The 14,590-nt window shown below is 58.4% G+C and carries 14 protein-coding genes; 3 read left to right on the top strand and 11 right to left on the bottom strand.

Features of this window, described 5'->3' with window-relative positions:
• Nucleotides 1–128: 128 nt before the first annotated feature.
• The 5 genes from gndA to ccoG all read right to left on the bottom strand — a co-directional run bounded on the left by gndA (nt 129) and on the right by ccoG (nt 6,228).
• Nucleotides 129–1,565, bottom strand: a complete 1,437-nt coding sequence (gndA, locus tag ACTJKV_RS10280) for an NADP-dependent phosphogluconate dehydrogenase (protein WP_116493860.1) — start codon at nt 1,563–1,565, stop codon at nt 129–131.
• A 133-nt stretch (nt 1,566–1,698) separates the two neighbouring features.
• Entirely contained in the window at nt 1,699–1,854 is a 156-nt protein-coding gene (gene ccoS, locus ACTJKV_RS10275) for a cbb3-type cytochrome oxidase assembly protein CcoS (RefSeq protein ID WP_113227305.1), read from the bottom strand.
• Nucleotides 1,851–4,151: a cation-translocating P-type ATPase gene (locus ACTJKV_RS10270; protein WP_274104123.1), complete on the bottom strand. Its 2,301-nt coding sequence runs from the start codon at nt 4,149–4,151 to the stop codon at nt 1,851–1,853. The genes ccoS and ACTJKV_RS10270 overlap by 4 nt, the downstream gene beginning before the upstream one ends.
• Nucleotides 4,148–4,648, bottom strand: coding sequence for a FixH family protein (locus ACTJKV_RS10265; RefSeq protein ID WP_274104124.1), 501 nt, complete (start codon nt 4,646–4,648; stop codon nt 4,148–4,150). Before ACTJKV_RS10265 ends, ACTJKV_RS10270 begins: the two co-directional genes overlap by 4 nt.
• Nucleotides 4,645–6,228 carry a cytochrome c oxidase accessory protein CcoG gene (ccoG, locus tag ACTJKV_RS10260; protein WP_274104125.1) on the bottom strand — a complete coding sequence of 528 codons (1,584 nt, stop codon included), beginning with the start codon at nt 6,226–6,228 and terminating at the stop codon, nt 4,645–4,647. Before ccoG ends, ACTJKV_RS10265 begins: the two co-directional genes overlap by 4 nt.
• Before the next feature lie 112 nt (nt 6,229–6,340).
• On the opposite strand from ccoG, the gene ACTJKV_RS10255 reads away from it, so the two are divergent.
• Nucleotides 6,341–6,742, top strand: coding sequence for an SRPBCC family protein (locus ACTJKV_RS10255; RefSeq protein WP_112952697.1), 402 nt, complete (start codon nt 6,341–6,343; stop codon nt 6,740–6,742).
• A 42-nt stretch (nt 6,743–6,784) separates the two neighbouring features.
• Here the strand turns inward: ACTJKV_RS10255 and ccoP are convergent, their stop codons facing one another.
• The 6 genes from ccoP to cobU all read right to left on the bottom strand — a co-directional run bounded on the left by ccoP (nt 6,785) and on the right by cobU (nt 11,784).
• Nucleotides 6,785–7,648 carry a cytochrome-c oxidase, cbb3-type subunit III gene (gene ccoP, locus ACTJKV_RS10250; RefSeq protein WP_274104126.1) on the bottom strand — a complete coding sequence of 288 codons (864 nt, stop codon included), beginning with the start codon at nt 7,646–7,648 and terminating at the stop codon, nt 6,785–6,787.
• Between the two features lie 4 nt (nt 7,649–7,652).
• The gene (locus tag ACTJKV_RS10245) at nt 7,653–7,805 is read right to left on the bottom strand and encodes a CcoQ/FixQ family Cbb3-type cytochrome c oxidase assembly chaperone (protein WP_062425388.1); all 153 of its coding nucleotides are present in this window, start codon (nt 7,803–7,805) and stop codon (nt 7,653–7,655) included.
• 12 nt (nt 7,806–7,817) lie between these two features.
• Nucleotides 7,818–8,549: a cytochrome-c oxidase, cbb3-type subunit II gene (gene ccoO, locus ACTJKV_RS10240; RefSeq protein WP_062437571.1), complete on the bottom strand. Its 732-nt coding sequence runs from the start codon at nt 8,547–8,549 to the stop codon at nt 7,818–7,820.
• Nucleotides 8,550–8,560: 11 nt separating this feature from the next.
• Nucleotides 8,561–10,183 (bottom strand): cytochrome-c oxidase, cbb3-type subunit I, encoded by a 1,623-nt coding sequence (gene ccoN / locus ACTJKV_RS10235; protein ID WP_113176213.1) that lies wholly within the window; start codon nt 10,181–10,183, stop codon nt 8,561–8,563.
• Nucleotides 10,184–10,350: 167 nt separating this feature from the next.
• Nucleotides 10,351–11,028, bottom strand: a complete 678-nt coding sequence (locus tag ACTJKV_RS10230; RefSeq protein WP_274104127.1) for a hypothetical protein — start codon at nt 11,026–11,028, stop codon at nt 10,351–10,353.
• Between the two features lie 231 nt (nt 11,029–11,259).
• Nucleotides 11,260–11,784: a bifunctional adenosylcobinamide kinase/adenosylcobinamide-phosphate guanylyltransferase gene (cobU, locus tag ACTJKV_RS10225; RefSeq protein WP_113179605.1), complete on the bottom strand. Its 525-nt coding sequence runs from the start codon at nt 11,782–11,784 to the stop codon at nt 11,260–11,262.
• Between the two features lie 1,066 nt (nt 11,785–12,850).
• Between cobU and ACTJKV_RS10220 the strand changes: the two genes are divergently transcribed.
• Nucleotides 12,851–13,537, top strand: coding sequence for a DUF599 domain-containing protein (locus tag ACTJKV_RS10220; RefSeq protein WP_274104128.1), 687 nt, complete (start codon nt 12,851–12,853; stop codon nt 13,535–13,537).
• A 78-nt stretch (nt 13,538–13,615) separates the two neighbouring features.
• Nucleotides 13,616–14,575, top strand: coding sequence for a DUF1624 domain-containing protein (locus ACTJKV_RS10215; protein WP_062425393.1), 960 nt, complete (start codon nt 13,616–13,618; stop codon nt 14,573–14,575).
• Nucleotides 14,576–14,590 lie beyond the last annotated feature (15 nt).

Below are 14,590 nucleotides of genomic sequence, written 5' to 3'. Positions count from 1 at the left end.
GCCGCGTGTCGGGACTGGCAATCCGTTGAAAGACCAATGGTCGGGTCAACCTCGGCCATGATGCCTGAGTCCACGTAGATCTACATCGCCCCGAAAAAGAAAGGCCCGCCGAAGCGAGCCTTTGTTCGTTACTTCGAGAAGATATCGAGGCCGCTACCCCACGGGCCGTGTGGTTTGTCGACGCCATCGGTCCGCTCAAAACCATGCGCGCCGAAGAAGTCGCGCTGCGCCTGTATGAGGTTGGCTGTGCCACGACCACGGCGGTAGGCGTCGAAATAACCGAGTGCGGAGGCAAGAGCCGGAACAGGCAGGCCAGACAGGATGGCGTGCGAAACGACGTGGCGCAACGGTGCGTCGGTGTCCTGAACCATCTTGGAGAAGGCAGGCGTCACGATCAGGTTTGCCACATGCGGATCTTTGGTGAAGGCCGAGGTGATTTCATCCAGGAACTGCGAGCGGATGATGCAGCCAGCGCGCCAGATGCGGGCGATGGTGGGCATCGGCAGGTCCCAGTTGAACTCCTTGGAAGCCGCAGCCATCACGGCAAAGCCTTGCGCATAGGCGCCGATCTTTGCAGCAAGAAGTGCGTTTTCCAGATCGTCGATGAAGGCCTGCTTGTCGGCGGGTGCGGCAAGCGCCTTCGGAACGCCGAAGATCTTCTCAGCGGCTTCGCGCTCGTCCTTCTGCGACGAAAGAATACGGGCAGCGACGGCAGCTTCGATAGCCGTTGCCGCGACGCCCATGTTCTGGGCCTCGATGACGGACCACTTGCCAGTGCCCTTCTGACCTGCCTTGTCGAGGATCAGATCCACCATCGGCTTGCCGGTGACCGGATCGGCGGCGCGTAGCACCTTCTCGGTGATCTCGATCAGATAGGAATTCAGGCGGCCCTTGTTCCACGTGCCGAAGACATCGGCAATTTCGCCGGCGCTGAGCTTCAGACCATCGCGCAAGATGCCGTAGATTTCGGCGATCATCTGCATATCGGCATACTCGATGCCGTTATGGATGGTCTTGACGAAGTGTCCGGCGCCATCATTGCCTAGCCAGGCAACGCAAGGGTCGTTATCATATTTGGCCGAGATCGATGTCAGCACCTTTTCGACGCGCTTCCAGCTCTCTTCGGTGCCGCCGACCATGATGGACGGACCATGGCGAGCGCCCTCTTCACCACCGGAAACACCCATGCCAATGAAGGTCAGGCCGCTGTCTTTGAGAGTGTCGAAACGACGGATCGTGTCACGGAAATTGGCGTTGCCCGCATCGATCATGATGTCGCCGTTTTCCAGATAGGGCTTGAGAATTTCCATCTGCTGATCGACGGGATCGCCGGCCTTGATCATGATGATGATCGGGCGCGGCGGGCGGATGGCTGCAACGAAGTCTTCAATAGTTTCGCAAGGGATGATCTGTCCCTGCAATTCGCCGGCGTCGGCGTAAAATTTCTTCGTCGCTTCCGGGGTTCGGTTGAAAACGGCAATCTTGTTGCCTTTTTCCGCGATGTTGAGCGCCAGGTTCGAGCCCATGACGCCAAGACCGATCAAACCGATTTCTGCCTGTTCCACGGATGTGTCTCCATTTTGCATTTGATGGCGCCTGTTTTGGCACTCCAGCCTTCAAACGGCAAGGTGAGACCCAATTGAAACGGTTAAATTTTGATGACAGCGGTCACCTTTGGTGTCGCCGTCCCCAAAACCGTCACGCGGAAGGTTTGTCGTCACCATCCTCCAGCGCCCGCCAGGCGGAGCCGTCCATGTCCTCATACTGACCGCTTTTCAGCGACCAGAGGAACGCGGACAGACCGAGCCCGCCGAGAAGCAACGCGACGGGAATCAGGAACACCAACATGTTCATGCGATCTGCGCTCCAGTTGCCATCCCAATTTCGGCGGCCCGCTGCTCAAGCCTTCGTGTCGCTTTCCGTTCGAAGCCACTGAGGCGAAGCGCGTTGGTGACCACGATGATCGAGGACGTCGACATGGCAATGGCTGCAATCATGGGCGTGGCGAGACCTGCAAGCGCAATCGGAACAGCGATGACGTTATAGCCAATCGCCAGCGCAAAATTCTGCCGGATGAGCCGCCCTGCCCGTCGCGAAATATCGACAGCGAAGGCCACGGACCTTAGATCCTCTCGGACGAAGACGAAGTCTGCGGCCTGCCGGCCAATGTCAGCTGCCGATGCCGGAGCAATGGACACATGGGCTGCGGCCAGCGCCGGGGCGTCGTTGATCCCGTCGCCCACCATCAGCACCTTACGACCTTCGGCGGCAAGCTCCTCGCAGCGCCGCGCCTTGTCCGCCGGAGCGAAGCCGCCGTGCCAACGTTCGAGCCCGAGCTTGCCTGCCAACGCCTCTACGGCGGTTGGTCTGTCTCCGGAGACGATCTCTGCGCTGAACCCGAAACCCTGCAAGGTTTTGATCGTCTCGCACGTGCCGGGCCTCGTCTGATCCTCGAAGCGGAAGCACGCAACTTCTTCACCCTCCAGTGACAACACCACCTCCGACGCGGTTTCTGCATCACTTCGCGGCACCTCGGTCGGGCAGCAAAAGCGTCTGTTGCCGAGCCGGTAGATGCCTTTGTCTGTCTTCGCCTCCACGCCGCATCCGGGTGTCTCGCTGACAGCATCGAACACTGGGAGCGCGCCTCGAACCGAGCCGTAGAGCGCCTGGGAAAGAGGGTGACGAGAATTGGCGGCAAGGCCTGCGGCAAGCCGCAGGGCATCGTCCGGCACATCCGCCATACCGAGCAAGCGGGGCTCGCCGAGCGTCAATGTACCGGTCTTGTCGAAGAGCACGGTATCGGCCTCGGCAAGCCGCTCCATGGCCGAGCCATCCTTGATCATGACTCCATTCTTGAACAGTTCTCCCGCTGCAACAACCTGCACGACAGGAACAGCGAGGCCAAGGGCACACGGGCAGGTGATGATCAGAACGGCAATTGCAATCAGCATCGCCTGTTTCCAGTCGCCGCCAAATATGCCCCAGGCAACGAAGGATATGAGCGCCAGGAGGTGAACCACAGGCGAATAGTATTGCGCAGCGCGATCTGCCAGGCGCCGATAACGCGCCCTGCCCCCTTCGGCCGCTTCCATCAAGCCAATGATCTCCGCCAGGAAGGACTCACGCGCAAGCGCCGTTGCCCTGATGGTCAGTGGACCGGTGAGGTTCAGGGTACCCGCCTGAATACTCTCGCCTGGCTGGACAATGCGGGTGGCGCTCTCACCGTTGACGATGGACATGTCCAGGTCGCTGGTGCCCGCTATGGTCACGCCATCCACCGGCACCCTTTCGCCCGCTGCAATAAGGATGGTATCTTCCGGAACCAACTCGGCAATTGCCCGGTATTCGCGCTTTCCACCGTTGAGGAGAACCATAGCACCGCGCGGTGACAGTCTGGCAAGACCGGCAACGGCTGACCGGGCGCGGTCGCGCATGACGTGATCGAGCGTGCGGCCGATCAGCAGAAAGAACAGCAGCGAGACGGTCGCATCGAACCAGGCATGGCTGCCGCTATGCATCGTTTCCCAGACTGAGACGGCATAGGACAGCGTGATTGCAAGAGCGATCGGCACATCCATATTGGTCCGGCCGTGCTTCAGAGCGCGATAGGCAGACTGATAGAAGAACCGGCCACCATAGATCAGCGCAGGTGCCGCGATCAGGGCGGATATCCAGTGAAACATGTCGCGTGTGGAAGCATCCGCGCCGGACCAAACCGACACGGACAGCAGCATGATGTTTGCGGCTGCAAAACCCGTTAGACCGACGGCCCGGATCAACTGGTTCCTGAGTTCGTCGGAGGCTTCTTCGGCACTGGTAAAAAGATGGGTGTCGTATCCCGTCGAGGCGACTGCCCTGGCAAGGATGCCCGGATCGGTGCGGACGTCGGCGACTTCCTCCCGCCAAACGATGGAAACGCGTTTCGAGGACAGGTTGACGCGGGCGCGCTCCACCTCGGGCAGTCTTTTCAAACAGGTTTCGATCGTGGTGATGCAGGTGCCGCAATAGACGCCGGGCACCGAGAGATCGATCTGTCGTAACCCCTGCCCGAGATCGCGACTGGCGAGCATCATCTCCTCCGACGACGGCAAAGCCTTTCTCAATCCCGCATGGTCGAGAGCACTTTCGGTGCCTGGTGCGCAGCAGCTCATCTGACGCCCCCGGCAATATCGATGCGTTTGCCTTCATGAACGATGATCTTGCCATCCTTCACGGCGACAGCCTCGACGATCCAGTCTCCTGGCGCCAACTGGTGATGGGCCGCAAACCCATTCACCGATCGTTTGTCCAGAACCAGAGAGAAATCCTGTTTCTCTCCGACCGGGCGGCGGAAATTGAGCGTCACGGCGTCGGTCTCGACAGGCCCCTTGGTGGGGTGGGTCACCTCGTAAGCGATGGTATCGCCATCGAGTTTGAGCTTGCCGACGATGCCGCTTGCCGCACGCGCCTTGGCGGCTTCCGCCTTGCCGTTGAACTGTTGGCTGGCAACATAGGTGTTTTGCACCACAAGCCCGCTCCAACTCGAAACCGCGTTCCACGCCATGGTGACATTGACCGCAATCACCGTGCCGAAGAACAGCACCATGATGGTGAGCATGTGCCAGCCGGTGAAGATAAAGCCTGGCTTTTCCTGTCGCTCGATCGTCATTTCTTTACTCCCGGTCCATTGAAGACGGCCTTGTAGTGTGCGGTCTCTGAGTTTTCAGCGTCCGACGCGAGGAAGGTGAAATCGCTTGCTGTTTTGCTGGCACCGGCGGGCGTGGTGACGAAGAGCTTGAGGCTTGTGACTTCGTCCGGCTTGACCTTGATGTCGAAGCTTCGCGCAGGCTGATCGACCAGACCGTTGATCTTCATCACGGCGCCTGGCAACCCTTCCAGTGACAAGGTGATGGTGCGCGGCTGCGCGATCATGTTGAGAAGCCGGACGGTATATCCGTTGCGGATCGAGCCATCCGATTCCAGCACATATTGCGGATTGCGATCGTGAATGACGTTGACCGCAAGGCGCTCGCGGGTGGCCAGCGTCACCAGCATGACGACACCGACCAGACACCAGACTGTCATGTAAAAGATCGTACGTGGACGCAAAATGATCCGCCAATTGAAATGGCGTACGGCATTGACGAAGCTGCCATCTGGATTGCGGACCGCACTCGGCTGAATGTCATGCGCGCCATTGCCGGTCGCCAGGGCCATGTTTGCATCGTATTCCTGAAGCGTGGCATAGGCGATCAGGCCGCGCGACTTACCGACCTTGTCCATGACGCCATCGCAGGCATCGATGCAAAGGGCGCAGGTGATGCACTCCATCTGCTGCCCGTCGCGGATATCGATCCCCATCGGACAGACGGCAACACAGGCATTGCAGTCCACGCAGTCGCCCACCGGCTCACCTGCGGCAACCGCCTTTTTGGCGTGACGCGAGCGGGGTTCGCCGCGCCAGTCGTTATAGGTGACAACCAGCGAATGCTCGTCCAGCATCGCACCCTGGATGCGGGGCCAGGGGCACATATAGGTGCACACCTGCTCGCGCATCAGACCGCCAAAGACGTACGTCGTCGCCGTCAGGATCGCCACGGTGTAATAGGCGACCATCGGCGCCTCGCCCGTCATGAACTGCTTCAGCAGTGTCGGAGCATCGGCGAAGTAGAATATCCAGGCACCGCCCGTCATCACACCGATCGCCAGCCAGACGAGATGCTTGGAGACGCGCTTTCGCAGCTTGTCCAAGCTCCACGCAGCGGCCTCGAGCCTCATGCGCGCGTTTCGGTCGCCCTCGATGGCGCGCTCTACCACGAGGAAGAGATCGACCCACACCGTTTGAGGACAGGTATAGCCGCACCAGGCGCGGCCTATTGCTGACGTGATGAGGAAGAGGCCGAAACCTGCCATGACCAGAAGCCCGGCAACATAGTAGAATTCCTGCGGCCATATCTCGATGAAGAAGAAGTAGAAACGCCTGCTGGCAATATCGACGAGCACCGCCTGATCAGGCGCATAGGGACCACGGTCCCATCGGATCCAGGGCGTCAGATAATAGATGCCGAGCGTGATCAGCATCACGATCCATTTGAAACGACGAAACTGTCCCTCCGCCCGCTTCGGGAAGATCTTCTTGCGCGCCTCGTAAAGCGGCTTCCTGTTTTTCGCAGAATTGACCGGTTCGGCATTCAATCTCTCGACAGGCTCGGAGCCATTGCCGGGGTCGCGGGGGGTATAAAGGTTCATAATCGCAAGGTCCGTTTCTGTCCTTGCGTTTTGACATCTTGGGGGTCCATCATCCTTGACTTAGGTCAAGTCGGGACAATGTGGCGCAGGCGCTGTGAACGGAAGAAGAATGATGGCAACGATGATCTCACGGATCGTGCACATGACAATCGATCGGCCATGGCGGGAGGTCTATGCCCTCGCCTCAGATCCCAACAGGATGCCGCGCTGGGCGGCGGGTCTGGCAAGTGGATTGCGACAGGATGGTAAAGACTGGATCGCCTCGGGGCCGCTGGGAGACGTCTGCGTGCGCTTTGCTGACCCGAATGATTTTGGCGTCATCGACCACACGGTGACGCTGCCGGATGGGATGCAAGTCTACAATGCGCTTCGGGTGACACCGAATGGTGACGGGGCGGAAATCGCCTTTACCGTTTTACGACTGCCGGGCATGACGGAAGAGGATCACGACCGGGATGCCGCCGCCGTGTTGGCGGATCTGAAGACTTTGAAGGGCCTTCTGGAGCATCAATGAAAAGGGCCGCACGACGCGGCCCCTATTGCCTTTTAAGTCGCGCTATTCACCACCACCCAGCGAGTGGACGAAGAGCGCCAGTTGCTTGACCGTGGTATCTCCCAGACGCTCGCCCCAGGCGGGCATGACACCATGCTTGGGTGCCCGGATTTGAGCGACGATGCCCTCTTCGCCGTGTGCCTTCAGCCAGATTGCGTCAGCGAGGTTCGGGGCGCCCATATCGCGGTTGCCCCTGGCATCATCACCGTGACACGAGGCGCAGTTGTCGGCGAATATCTGCTTGCCCGCATCAATCATGGCCGGATCATGCGGCGTTCCTGTCAGGCTGACGACATAGGCCGCGACGGCACGGATTTCATCGCTCTTCAGCACGTCGGCAAAAGCCGGCATTTCCGACACGCGTGTTTCCGGATCCTCGGTGAAGCGTATGCCGTGGGTGATGGTCGTGTAGACATCCTCTGCCTTACCACCCCACAGCCAGTCATCATCGTTGAGGTTGGGATAGCCGTTGCCGCCCTCAGCACCAGAGCCGTGGCACTGGATGCAGTTGACCTTGAAGGCCGCTGCGCCACCGGCAACGGCAAACTGCATGAGTTCGCTGTCGGACTGGATATCTTCCAGTGACAAGGATGCGATCTTGTCGAGGTAGGCGTTCTGGCCTGCCTTGGCATTGGCCATCTCGGTTGCCACAGTGGCGCGGCTACTCCAGCCAAGAACGCCATGCGTCGCACCGCTGATCAGCGGCCAGGCGGGAAAGGCAATGGTGTAGCCGATGGCCCAGATGATGGTGGCGTAAAACGTCCACACCCACCAGCGGGGCATGGGGTTGTTCAGCTCGCGAATGCCGTCCCACTCGTGGCCGGTGGTTTCGACGCCGCTGATCTGGTCTATCTGTTTGTCCGACATGGTATCAATCCTCCTTGAGAGGAATCTTGGCGGCGTCGCTGGCGGCCTTTCCGCCACCGGGACGCAAGGTGAAAAGGACGACGCAGAGGAAGAAGAGCGTCATGACGAGCAGGCCCCAGCTATCGGCGAAGTGGCGCATGGCGGTGTAGGTTTCCATCTCGTGCTCCTCCTATCGGTAGCCGGCGGCGTCGTCGTAGGTCGAAAAATCGACCAACGTGCCGAGCATCTGCAAATAGGCGACCAGCGCGTCCATTTCGGTCAACTTCGTCGGATCACCGTCGAAATCTCCGATCTTTGCCTTGGGATAACGCGCCTCCAGGGCCGTCGTGTCGGCGTTCGGATCCGCCTGCGCCTTCATGTCGGCCTCGGCGTTCTGCAGCATGTCGTCGCTATAGGGCACGCCGACAGCTCGGTTGGCTTTCAGCTCCATCGCCACATTCGACACCTGCAGAGGTGTCGTCTTCAGGAAGGCGTAGCTTGGCATGACCGATTCCGGCACGACGGAGCGCGGCGCGCTCAAATGCTGGACATGCCATTCGTTCGAATAGCGATCCCCCACGCGCGCGAGATCCGGTCCGGTTCTTTTCGATCCCCACTGGAACGGATGGTCGTACATGCTTTCTGCAGCAAGGCTGTAATGGCCGTAGCGTTCCACCTCATCGCGGAAGGGGCGGATCATCTGGCTATGGCAGACATAGCAACCTTCGCGGATGTAGATGTTGCGCCCCATAAGCTCCAGCGGCGAATAAGGCCGCATGCCCTCTACCTTTTCGATCGTGTTTTCGAGATAGAAAAGCGGCGCGATCTCCACGATGCCGCCAATCGAGACGACCGCCAGAGATCCGACGAGAAGCAAGGTCGCGTTGCGCTCGATAATGCCGTGTTTGTCCAGAATAGACATGATCGATCTCCTTACTCGGCCGGTTGTAGCTTGGGCGCTGCAGCCGTGCCGGTATTCTCTTCGCGCATATGGCCGAGAATGGTTCTGGTGATGTTGTAGGCCATGACGATTGCGCCACTGAGGAACAGCAGGCCGCCCATTGCGCGCAGCAAATAGTATGGGAACATGGCAGCGACGGTTTCAGCGAAGGAATAGACGAGGAAACCCTGCGCATCATACTCACGCCACATCAGGCCCTGCTGGATGCCGGCAACCCACATGGAGGCGGCGTAGACGACGATACCGAGCGTGGCCAGCCAGAAGTGCCAGTTGACCAGCACCAGGCTGTAGAGCCGTTCGCGATGCCACAGTTTCGGGACGAGGAAATAGACCGCTCCGAAGGTGATCATGCCGTTCCATCCAAGCGCACCTGAATGCACGTGGCCGATGGTCCAGTCCGTATAGTGGCTGAGAGAATTGACGGCCTTGATCGACATCATCGGCCCTTCGAACGTCGCCATGCCGTAGAAGGCAACGGCCATGATCATCATGCGCAGGATCGGGTCGGTGCGCAGCTTGTCCCATGCGCCAGAGAGCGTCATCAGACCGTTGATCATGCCGCCCCATGAGGGCATCCAAAGCATGATCGAGAACACCATGCCGAGCGTCTGTGCCCAGTCGGGAAGCGCTGTGTAATGCAGGTGGTGCGGACCAGCCCAGATATACATGAAGATCAGCGCCCAGAAGTGGATGATCGACAGGCGATAGGAATAGACCGGGCGGTTCACCTGCTTGGGAATGAAGTAGTACATCATCCCTAAGAAGCCGGCGGTCAGGAAAAAGCCGACGGCATTGTGGCCGTACCACCACTGCGTCAACGCGTCCTGGACGCCCGAGAAGACCGAATAGCTCTTCACGCCAAGGAACGACACCGGCACCGCCAGATTGTTGACGATGTGGAGCATCGCGATGGTAACGATGAAGGAAAGGTAGAACCAGTTCGCTACATAGATATGCGGTTCCTTGCGCACGAAGATGGTGCCAAGGAAGGTAATCAGATAGGCCACCCAGACGATGGTTAGCCAGATATCGACATACCATTCAGGCTCGGCATATTCCCTGCCCTGCGTGATGCCGAGCAGGTAACCGGTCGCTGCCATGACGATGAAGAGATTGTAGCCCCAGAAGACGAACCAGCCGAGGTCGCCGCCGAACAGTCTGGCGCGACAGGTGCGCTGCACCACGTAAAAGGAGGTTGCGATCAGCGCATTGCCACCAAAGGCAAAGATGACGGCGGAGGTATGTAGCGGACGGACGCGGCCGAAATTGAACCATGGCTGGATGTTCAGGTCCGGATAGGCAAGCTGAAGCGCAACGATCACGCCCACCAGAAAACCGACGACGCCCCAGAAGACCGTGGCGATCACCCCATAGCGGATCACGTCATCGAAATATTCGGTCTTCCTGCGTGCCTGGACTGCCGGATCGACAGGCGCGAAGGAGACACGGCGCAGCATCACGACCGTGCCGACAAGGAGCACGAAGAACAGCACCCACATATGGGCGGCGAAAAGATTGTCGTGAGCGAAGGCCGCCCCGAGCAAAGCGAGGAAGGCCCCTACGGCCACCATCGCTATTCCTAAAGTAGAGTTCATTGTTGGCTTCCCCCAACGTCACATCAGATATGACGCGGAGCGAAGGAACCGGAATCACAGCGGCAAACATGCTTTCGCGTCGTTTGCAGCTTTGCCACCCGCAACGGCAAGCGACCTTGATCCAAATCAAGACCGCAGCCTCAAAGGACGGCCGCGAGGTCACCCGATCAACGAGCGATAGCGGGCGGCGGGAAGCTCAGGAGCGCGGCCTTATAGTTCTCGATGACGAAGCTGATCGGGGTCCCATCCGGCTTTGTGAGAACGGCTTCATTGGTGATCAGAGTTTGGGGGATATCCAGTGCGGTGCTGTGGCCGGCGGGAATTGCCTGTCCCATTTGCCAATGCTCTGGAAGAGGCTGCCAGATTAGCTGGGAGGACACGGTGTGGCGCTGGAAATGAAGTGGTAGCACGACCTTGCCGAAGGGCGTATCCGTGGTATCCAGCGTCTGGTTCATGTCCGTCGTCAACCGATCCGGCACATACCAGTTATCCGCTTCCGAAAGCACCAGATCGCCGCATTTCAGCAAAACGTGCCGGTAGCCGAGCGGGTCGGAGGCGGTAACGTTCAATTGGTGGCGCACCTCATCCGGCGCTGTCTTCGTGTCCTTGAGGCGGACCGCCGAGATTTTCGCGTGTTCGGCGAGCTTATGGTCGGCGCACCAATGCTCCAGTGTCAATGTCGCGCTGTCCTGACTGAGCAGCTGGACGCTCAGATCCTGAATGGTGGCCAGCGCCGCGAGACGGCCGACAGGCGTGTCCGGCCAACTTGCTTGCGCGGCAAGGGCTTGCCCGGAGATGGAGACGGCTAGGCCGCAGAGAAGGGCTTTGAAGGCGGAGGATGACATTTGCTGCTGGCTCCGGATCGATTTGATTGGATAAAATCGCATCAAGCAGTCGGCATCAAAACGATGCAGACGCAGCAAATCACGATGCCTCTGTGGCGGATTTGTGGGAGGCTGAGAGAGATACCACAGCATAGGGCCGAAAACAGAACTCGATGTTCGGATCAGCACGACGCGTAGATTTAAAGAGTTGGAGGGCCGCGCCGAGGCAAATCCGGGCGTGCGATAGGCGACCTAGCCTTTCATCTTCAAAGGCAAGCCAGCCGCGATGAAATAGACTTCCGAGGCCACAGCAGCGATCCTCTGATGCAGCCGACCAGCGTGATCGCGAAAGTCTCGCGCCATGCGATTCTCGGGCACGATGCCGAGGCCTACCTCGTTCGAAACGAAGACGATCTTCGCTTTGGCTTTTGCCACATGTTCAACGAGTGGAGGAAAAGCCGCCTCAACGTCCAGCCCCTCCTCCATCATCAGGTTCGTGACCCAAAGGGTCAAGCAATCAACGAGGATGGTGTTGGACGCGTCATCCAGTCGTTCCAGCGTGTCGACCAGATGCAACGGTTCCTCATGCGTGATCCATTGATCCCCGCGCTGAAGACGATGGCTGGCGATACGAGATTTCATTTCCTCATCCCAGGCGCGGCCCGTTGCCACATAATGAGCGACACCCTCAGACGAGAGCACCAGCCGTTCAGCAAAAGCGGACTTGCCCGAGCGTGCGCCGCCGAGCACCAGCATGGCACGAGATATGTCGCTCATTCAGAACCTGCAGGGAGAAAAATTGAGAGCGATCCGACCGCCAGTTCGGACTGTGCCGAAAGCCTTGAGGCGCCAGACATGAAAAGAGAACGATTCGTAGATATGGAGGCGTTCTCCCGGTCGATCATGCTGGATCGTCGCGGTAACCGTCATAAAAGACTGATGCCCGTCCGCGCTGCGCGGTCAAGTCGACATCGGCTCTCATGGGGAAAGCGTCGGATCGCTGAAATGAAGGTAGGATGCGATGCGGCTCTTGTCAAATTTGATGTCTCTTTGGACCGTGATGAACGATAAGTCCCGGCTGTGTCAAAGCCATCCGCAACGAAAGGTTTTTACTCCTTCCTTTTCTATGCCGTTGCATTTGGTAGGAACCCTTCGGTATTCTCAGCGGGAATGCACAAGGGATGCAGTTTGCTCTGTGGCCCCAGCTTGGATTTGGCAGGTGGAGAAGGCAGGGATATTTAGGTCCATAAAGAGGGTGCTGACAGGAGAGATAATACGGCGCTCTGACGTTCCTATCATGAACGGAACGTGCGTAATGTCCTTCCGTCTCAAGCGCGATGGCGGCGGTGAGTATGTGGTTCTGGCAGCCAACGCGCCTGGAAGCCATCAATACTTTCCCTTTGATATGAACGAGTTCGAGAAGTTCGTCCAAGCAGCAATAAACATTAGAGACGCACTACCCGCGGTCCTCAATCGAAATACAACAGATGGAATTGTAGAGTGAACTCGCCAGGCGCCTTCGCTAAGCAGTGCTTTAATCTCATCCCACATAGGACCAGCCAGACAAAGCGGATGAAGAATGCTCCGACCAAGGGTTTTCCGCTCATGGAATGAACGGAAATGAGAAGAAGAGGCCCGGTACTCAATACCTGCTCCGGAGCCCCGCCGATCTGTCTAATGGTATAAGCTTACCGGATGGTTAGCGCCCGCTAAAATGGATCGGATTTTTCTGCGAGCATGTCTCGATTGCCTTGCAATCATTTCTTGGTATGACAACCTTCGAAAACACTCCAGGTCATTGCCTGGCGGAAAAGGCGAGAAGCGGGTTACGGGCGGGACCGACATGACGACAATGGACTACATCGCGCTCGTCATATTCCTGGTTCTGTGGGTGTCCTACGCCTATATCACGACCGCACGATCGCCCTTTGGCAGAACCAGCCTTAATCGAGCCATGGCCGACCGGCGCAGACGGTGGATATACAACTCTCTTTCGCGCGATCTGAAGATGATCGATACGCAGATCATGGCAGGCCTTCAAAACGGCACGGCCTTCTTCGCGTCGACCTCGATTTTCGCGATCGGCGGGTGCTTCGCGCTCCTCGGCGCCACCGACCGAGTCGAATCGGTGTTTCGGGACATGCCATTCGTCTATTACGGCGGACGAACCGCTTTCGAACTGAAGGTTATCGGGCTGACCTGTCTTTTCGGCTATGCCTTCTTCAAGTTCGGTTGGTCGTATCGGCTGTTCAACTATTGCACCATCCTCTTCGGTGGAATGCCGATGATGCATGAGGCAAATGCGGATAGAAAAGCGGCCGAGCGCGCGGCGGAAAACGTCATCCGCATGAATGTCATTGCGGCAAAGAATTTCAATGACGGCCTCAGGACCTTCTTCTTGTCGATCGGTTATCTTGGCTGGTTTATCAACGCCTATGTCTTCATCGTCATGACCGTCATCATCATCGTCGCGCTGTTGAGACGCCAGTTCTACTCGGAAGCGCGTCTCGCTATCATGGACGATCATTAATCGCCTGTCATGAAATCGCCCCACTTTGCGGGCGAAGCGCAGGCAAAGCCCCCTCACCGTTGCGAAGGAAATCACAGAATGAATGAGGCAACCGCAACGGTTACCAAGTCCGGCCGTATCGGCTTTCTCGACACATGGCGCGGCATCGCGCTCATCGCCATGGCGAGTTACCACTTCACCTGGGATCTCGCGATGTTCGGCTATATCCCGCCGGAAACGCCGACCGAGGGTTTGTGGCGTCTTTATGCGCGGGCGATTGCCAGTTCGTTTCTGTTTCTCGCAGGTTTCAGCCTGTTTCTGGCGCATCGAAAGGGTATAAACTGGCCGGCCTTCGGCAAACGGTTTGCGATGGTCGCGGGTGCAGCGTTGCTGATCTCGGTTGCGACATTCTTTGCCGTTCCGGGTGGCTGGATCTTCTTCGGCATTCTGCACAATATCGCCGTCGCGAGCCTGATCGGTCTCATATTTCTGCGCTTGCCTGCGGTCGTGACGTTGGCCGTCGCTGTTCTGGCCTTCCTCGCGCCGATCTATTTCTCGTCGGATGCCTTCAACTCAATCTGGCTGTCCTGGATCGGATTTGCCACAGCACCTCCCCGCTCCAACGACTATGTGCCGGTGTTACCGTTCCTGGCGCCGTTTCTCGCCGGTCTTGGTGTCGCGCAAATCGCCGTGCCGCGCGGGTGGCTGGATCGGTATCGCAAGCCCAGCGGCAAGCGCAATCTGCTTGCCTTCTTCGGCCGCCACAGCCTGTCCTTCTACCTCATTCACCAGCCGGTGCTGATCGCGCTGGTCTATTTGGGATCGATCACTTTCCCGCCCCCGCCGGTGGATCAGGTGGAGGCTTACAAGAAGAGCTGCGAAGCGAGCTGCATGCAGACCCAAAACAACCTCGATCTCTGCCAAAGCTTTTGTGGCTGCACCCTGGAGAAACTGCACAGCGAGAATGTCTTCGACGCGATGATGGCGAATACAGCCAGTATCGAGCAGCAGAGCAAGATTAGGGATGTCGCAGCCCAGTGCTCGGCGGAGGTTCAATAATCCGGGGTGAGCTTG

The organism is Agrobacterium sp. 22117, from assembly GCF_052045735.1.
Taxonomy (GTDB): Bacteria; Pseudomonadota; Alphaproteobacteria; order Rhizobiales; family Rhizobiaceae; genus Agrobacterium; species Agrobacterium cavarae.
Note: the sequence above shows the minus strand (reverse complement) of the source record. Positions and strands in the feature narration are given on the sequence as shown.

Excerpts from the sequence above, each read along its gene's own strand:
- ccoS (WP_113227305.1), bottom strand. The coding sequence starts at position 1,854 with ATGAACATGTTGGTGTTCCTGATTCCCGTCGCGTTGCTTCTCGGCGGG.
- ACTJKV_RS10270 (WP_274104123.1), bottom strand. The coding sequence starts at position 4,151 with ATGAGCTGCTGCGCACCAGGCACCGAAAGTGCTCTCGACCATGCGGGA.
- ACTJKV_RS10265 (WP_274104124.1), bottom strand. The coding sequence starts at position 4,648 with ATGACGATCGAGCGACAGGAAAAGCCAGGCTTTATCTTCACCGGCTGG.
- ccoG (WP_274104125.1), bottom strand. The coding sequence starts at position 6,228 with ATGAACCTTTATACCCCCCGCGACCCCGGCAATGGCTCCGAGCCTGTC.
- ACTJKV_RS10255 (WP_112952697.1), top strand. The coding sequence starts at position 6,341 with ATGGCAACGATGATCTCACGGATCGTGCACATGACAATCGATCGGCCA.
- ccoP (WP_274104126.1), bottom strand. The coding sequence starts at position 7,648 with ATGTCGGACAAACAGATAGACCAGATCAGCGGCGTCGAAACCACCGGC.
- ACTJKV_RS10245 (WP_062425388.1), bottom strand. The coding sequence starts at position 7,805 with ATGGAAACCTACACCGCCATGCGCCACTTCGCCGATAGCTGGGGCCTG.
- ccoO (WP_062437571.1), bottom strand. The coding sequence starts at position 8,549 with ATGTCTATTCTGGACAAACACGGCATTATCGAGCGCAACGCGACCTTG.
- ccoN (WP_113176213.1), bottom strand. The coding sequence starts at position 10,183 with ATGAACTCTACTTTAGGAATAGCGATGGTGGCCGTAGGGGCCTTCCTC.
- ACTJKV_RS10230 (WP_274104127.1), bottom strand. The coding sequence starts at position 11,028 with ATGTCATCCTCCGCCTTCAAAGCCCTTCTCTGCGGCCTAGCCGTCTCC.
- cobU (WP_113179605.1), bottom strand. The coding sequence starts at position 11,784 with ATGAGCGACATATCTCGTGCCATGCTGGTGCTCGGCGGCGCACGCTCG.
- ACTJKV_RS10220 (WP_274104128.1), top strand. The coding sequence starts at position 12,851 with ATGACGACAATGGACTACATCGCGCTCGTCATATTCCTGGTTCTGTGG.
- ACTJKV_RS10215 (WP_062425393.1), top strand. The coding sequence starts at position 13,616 with ATGAATGAGGCAACCGCAACGGTTACCAAGTCCGGCCGTATCGGCTTT.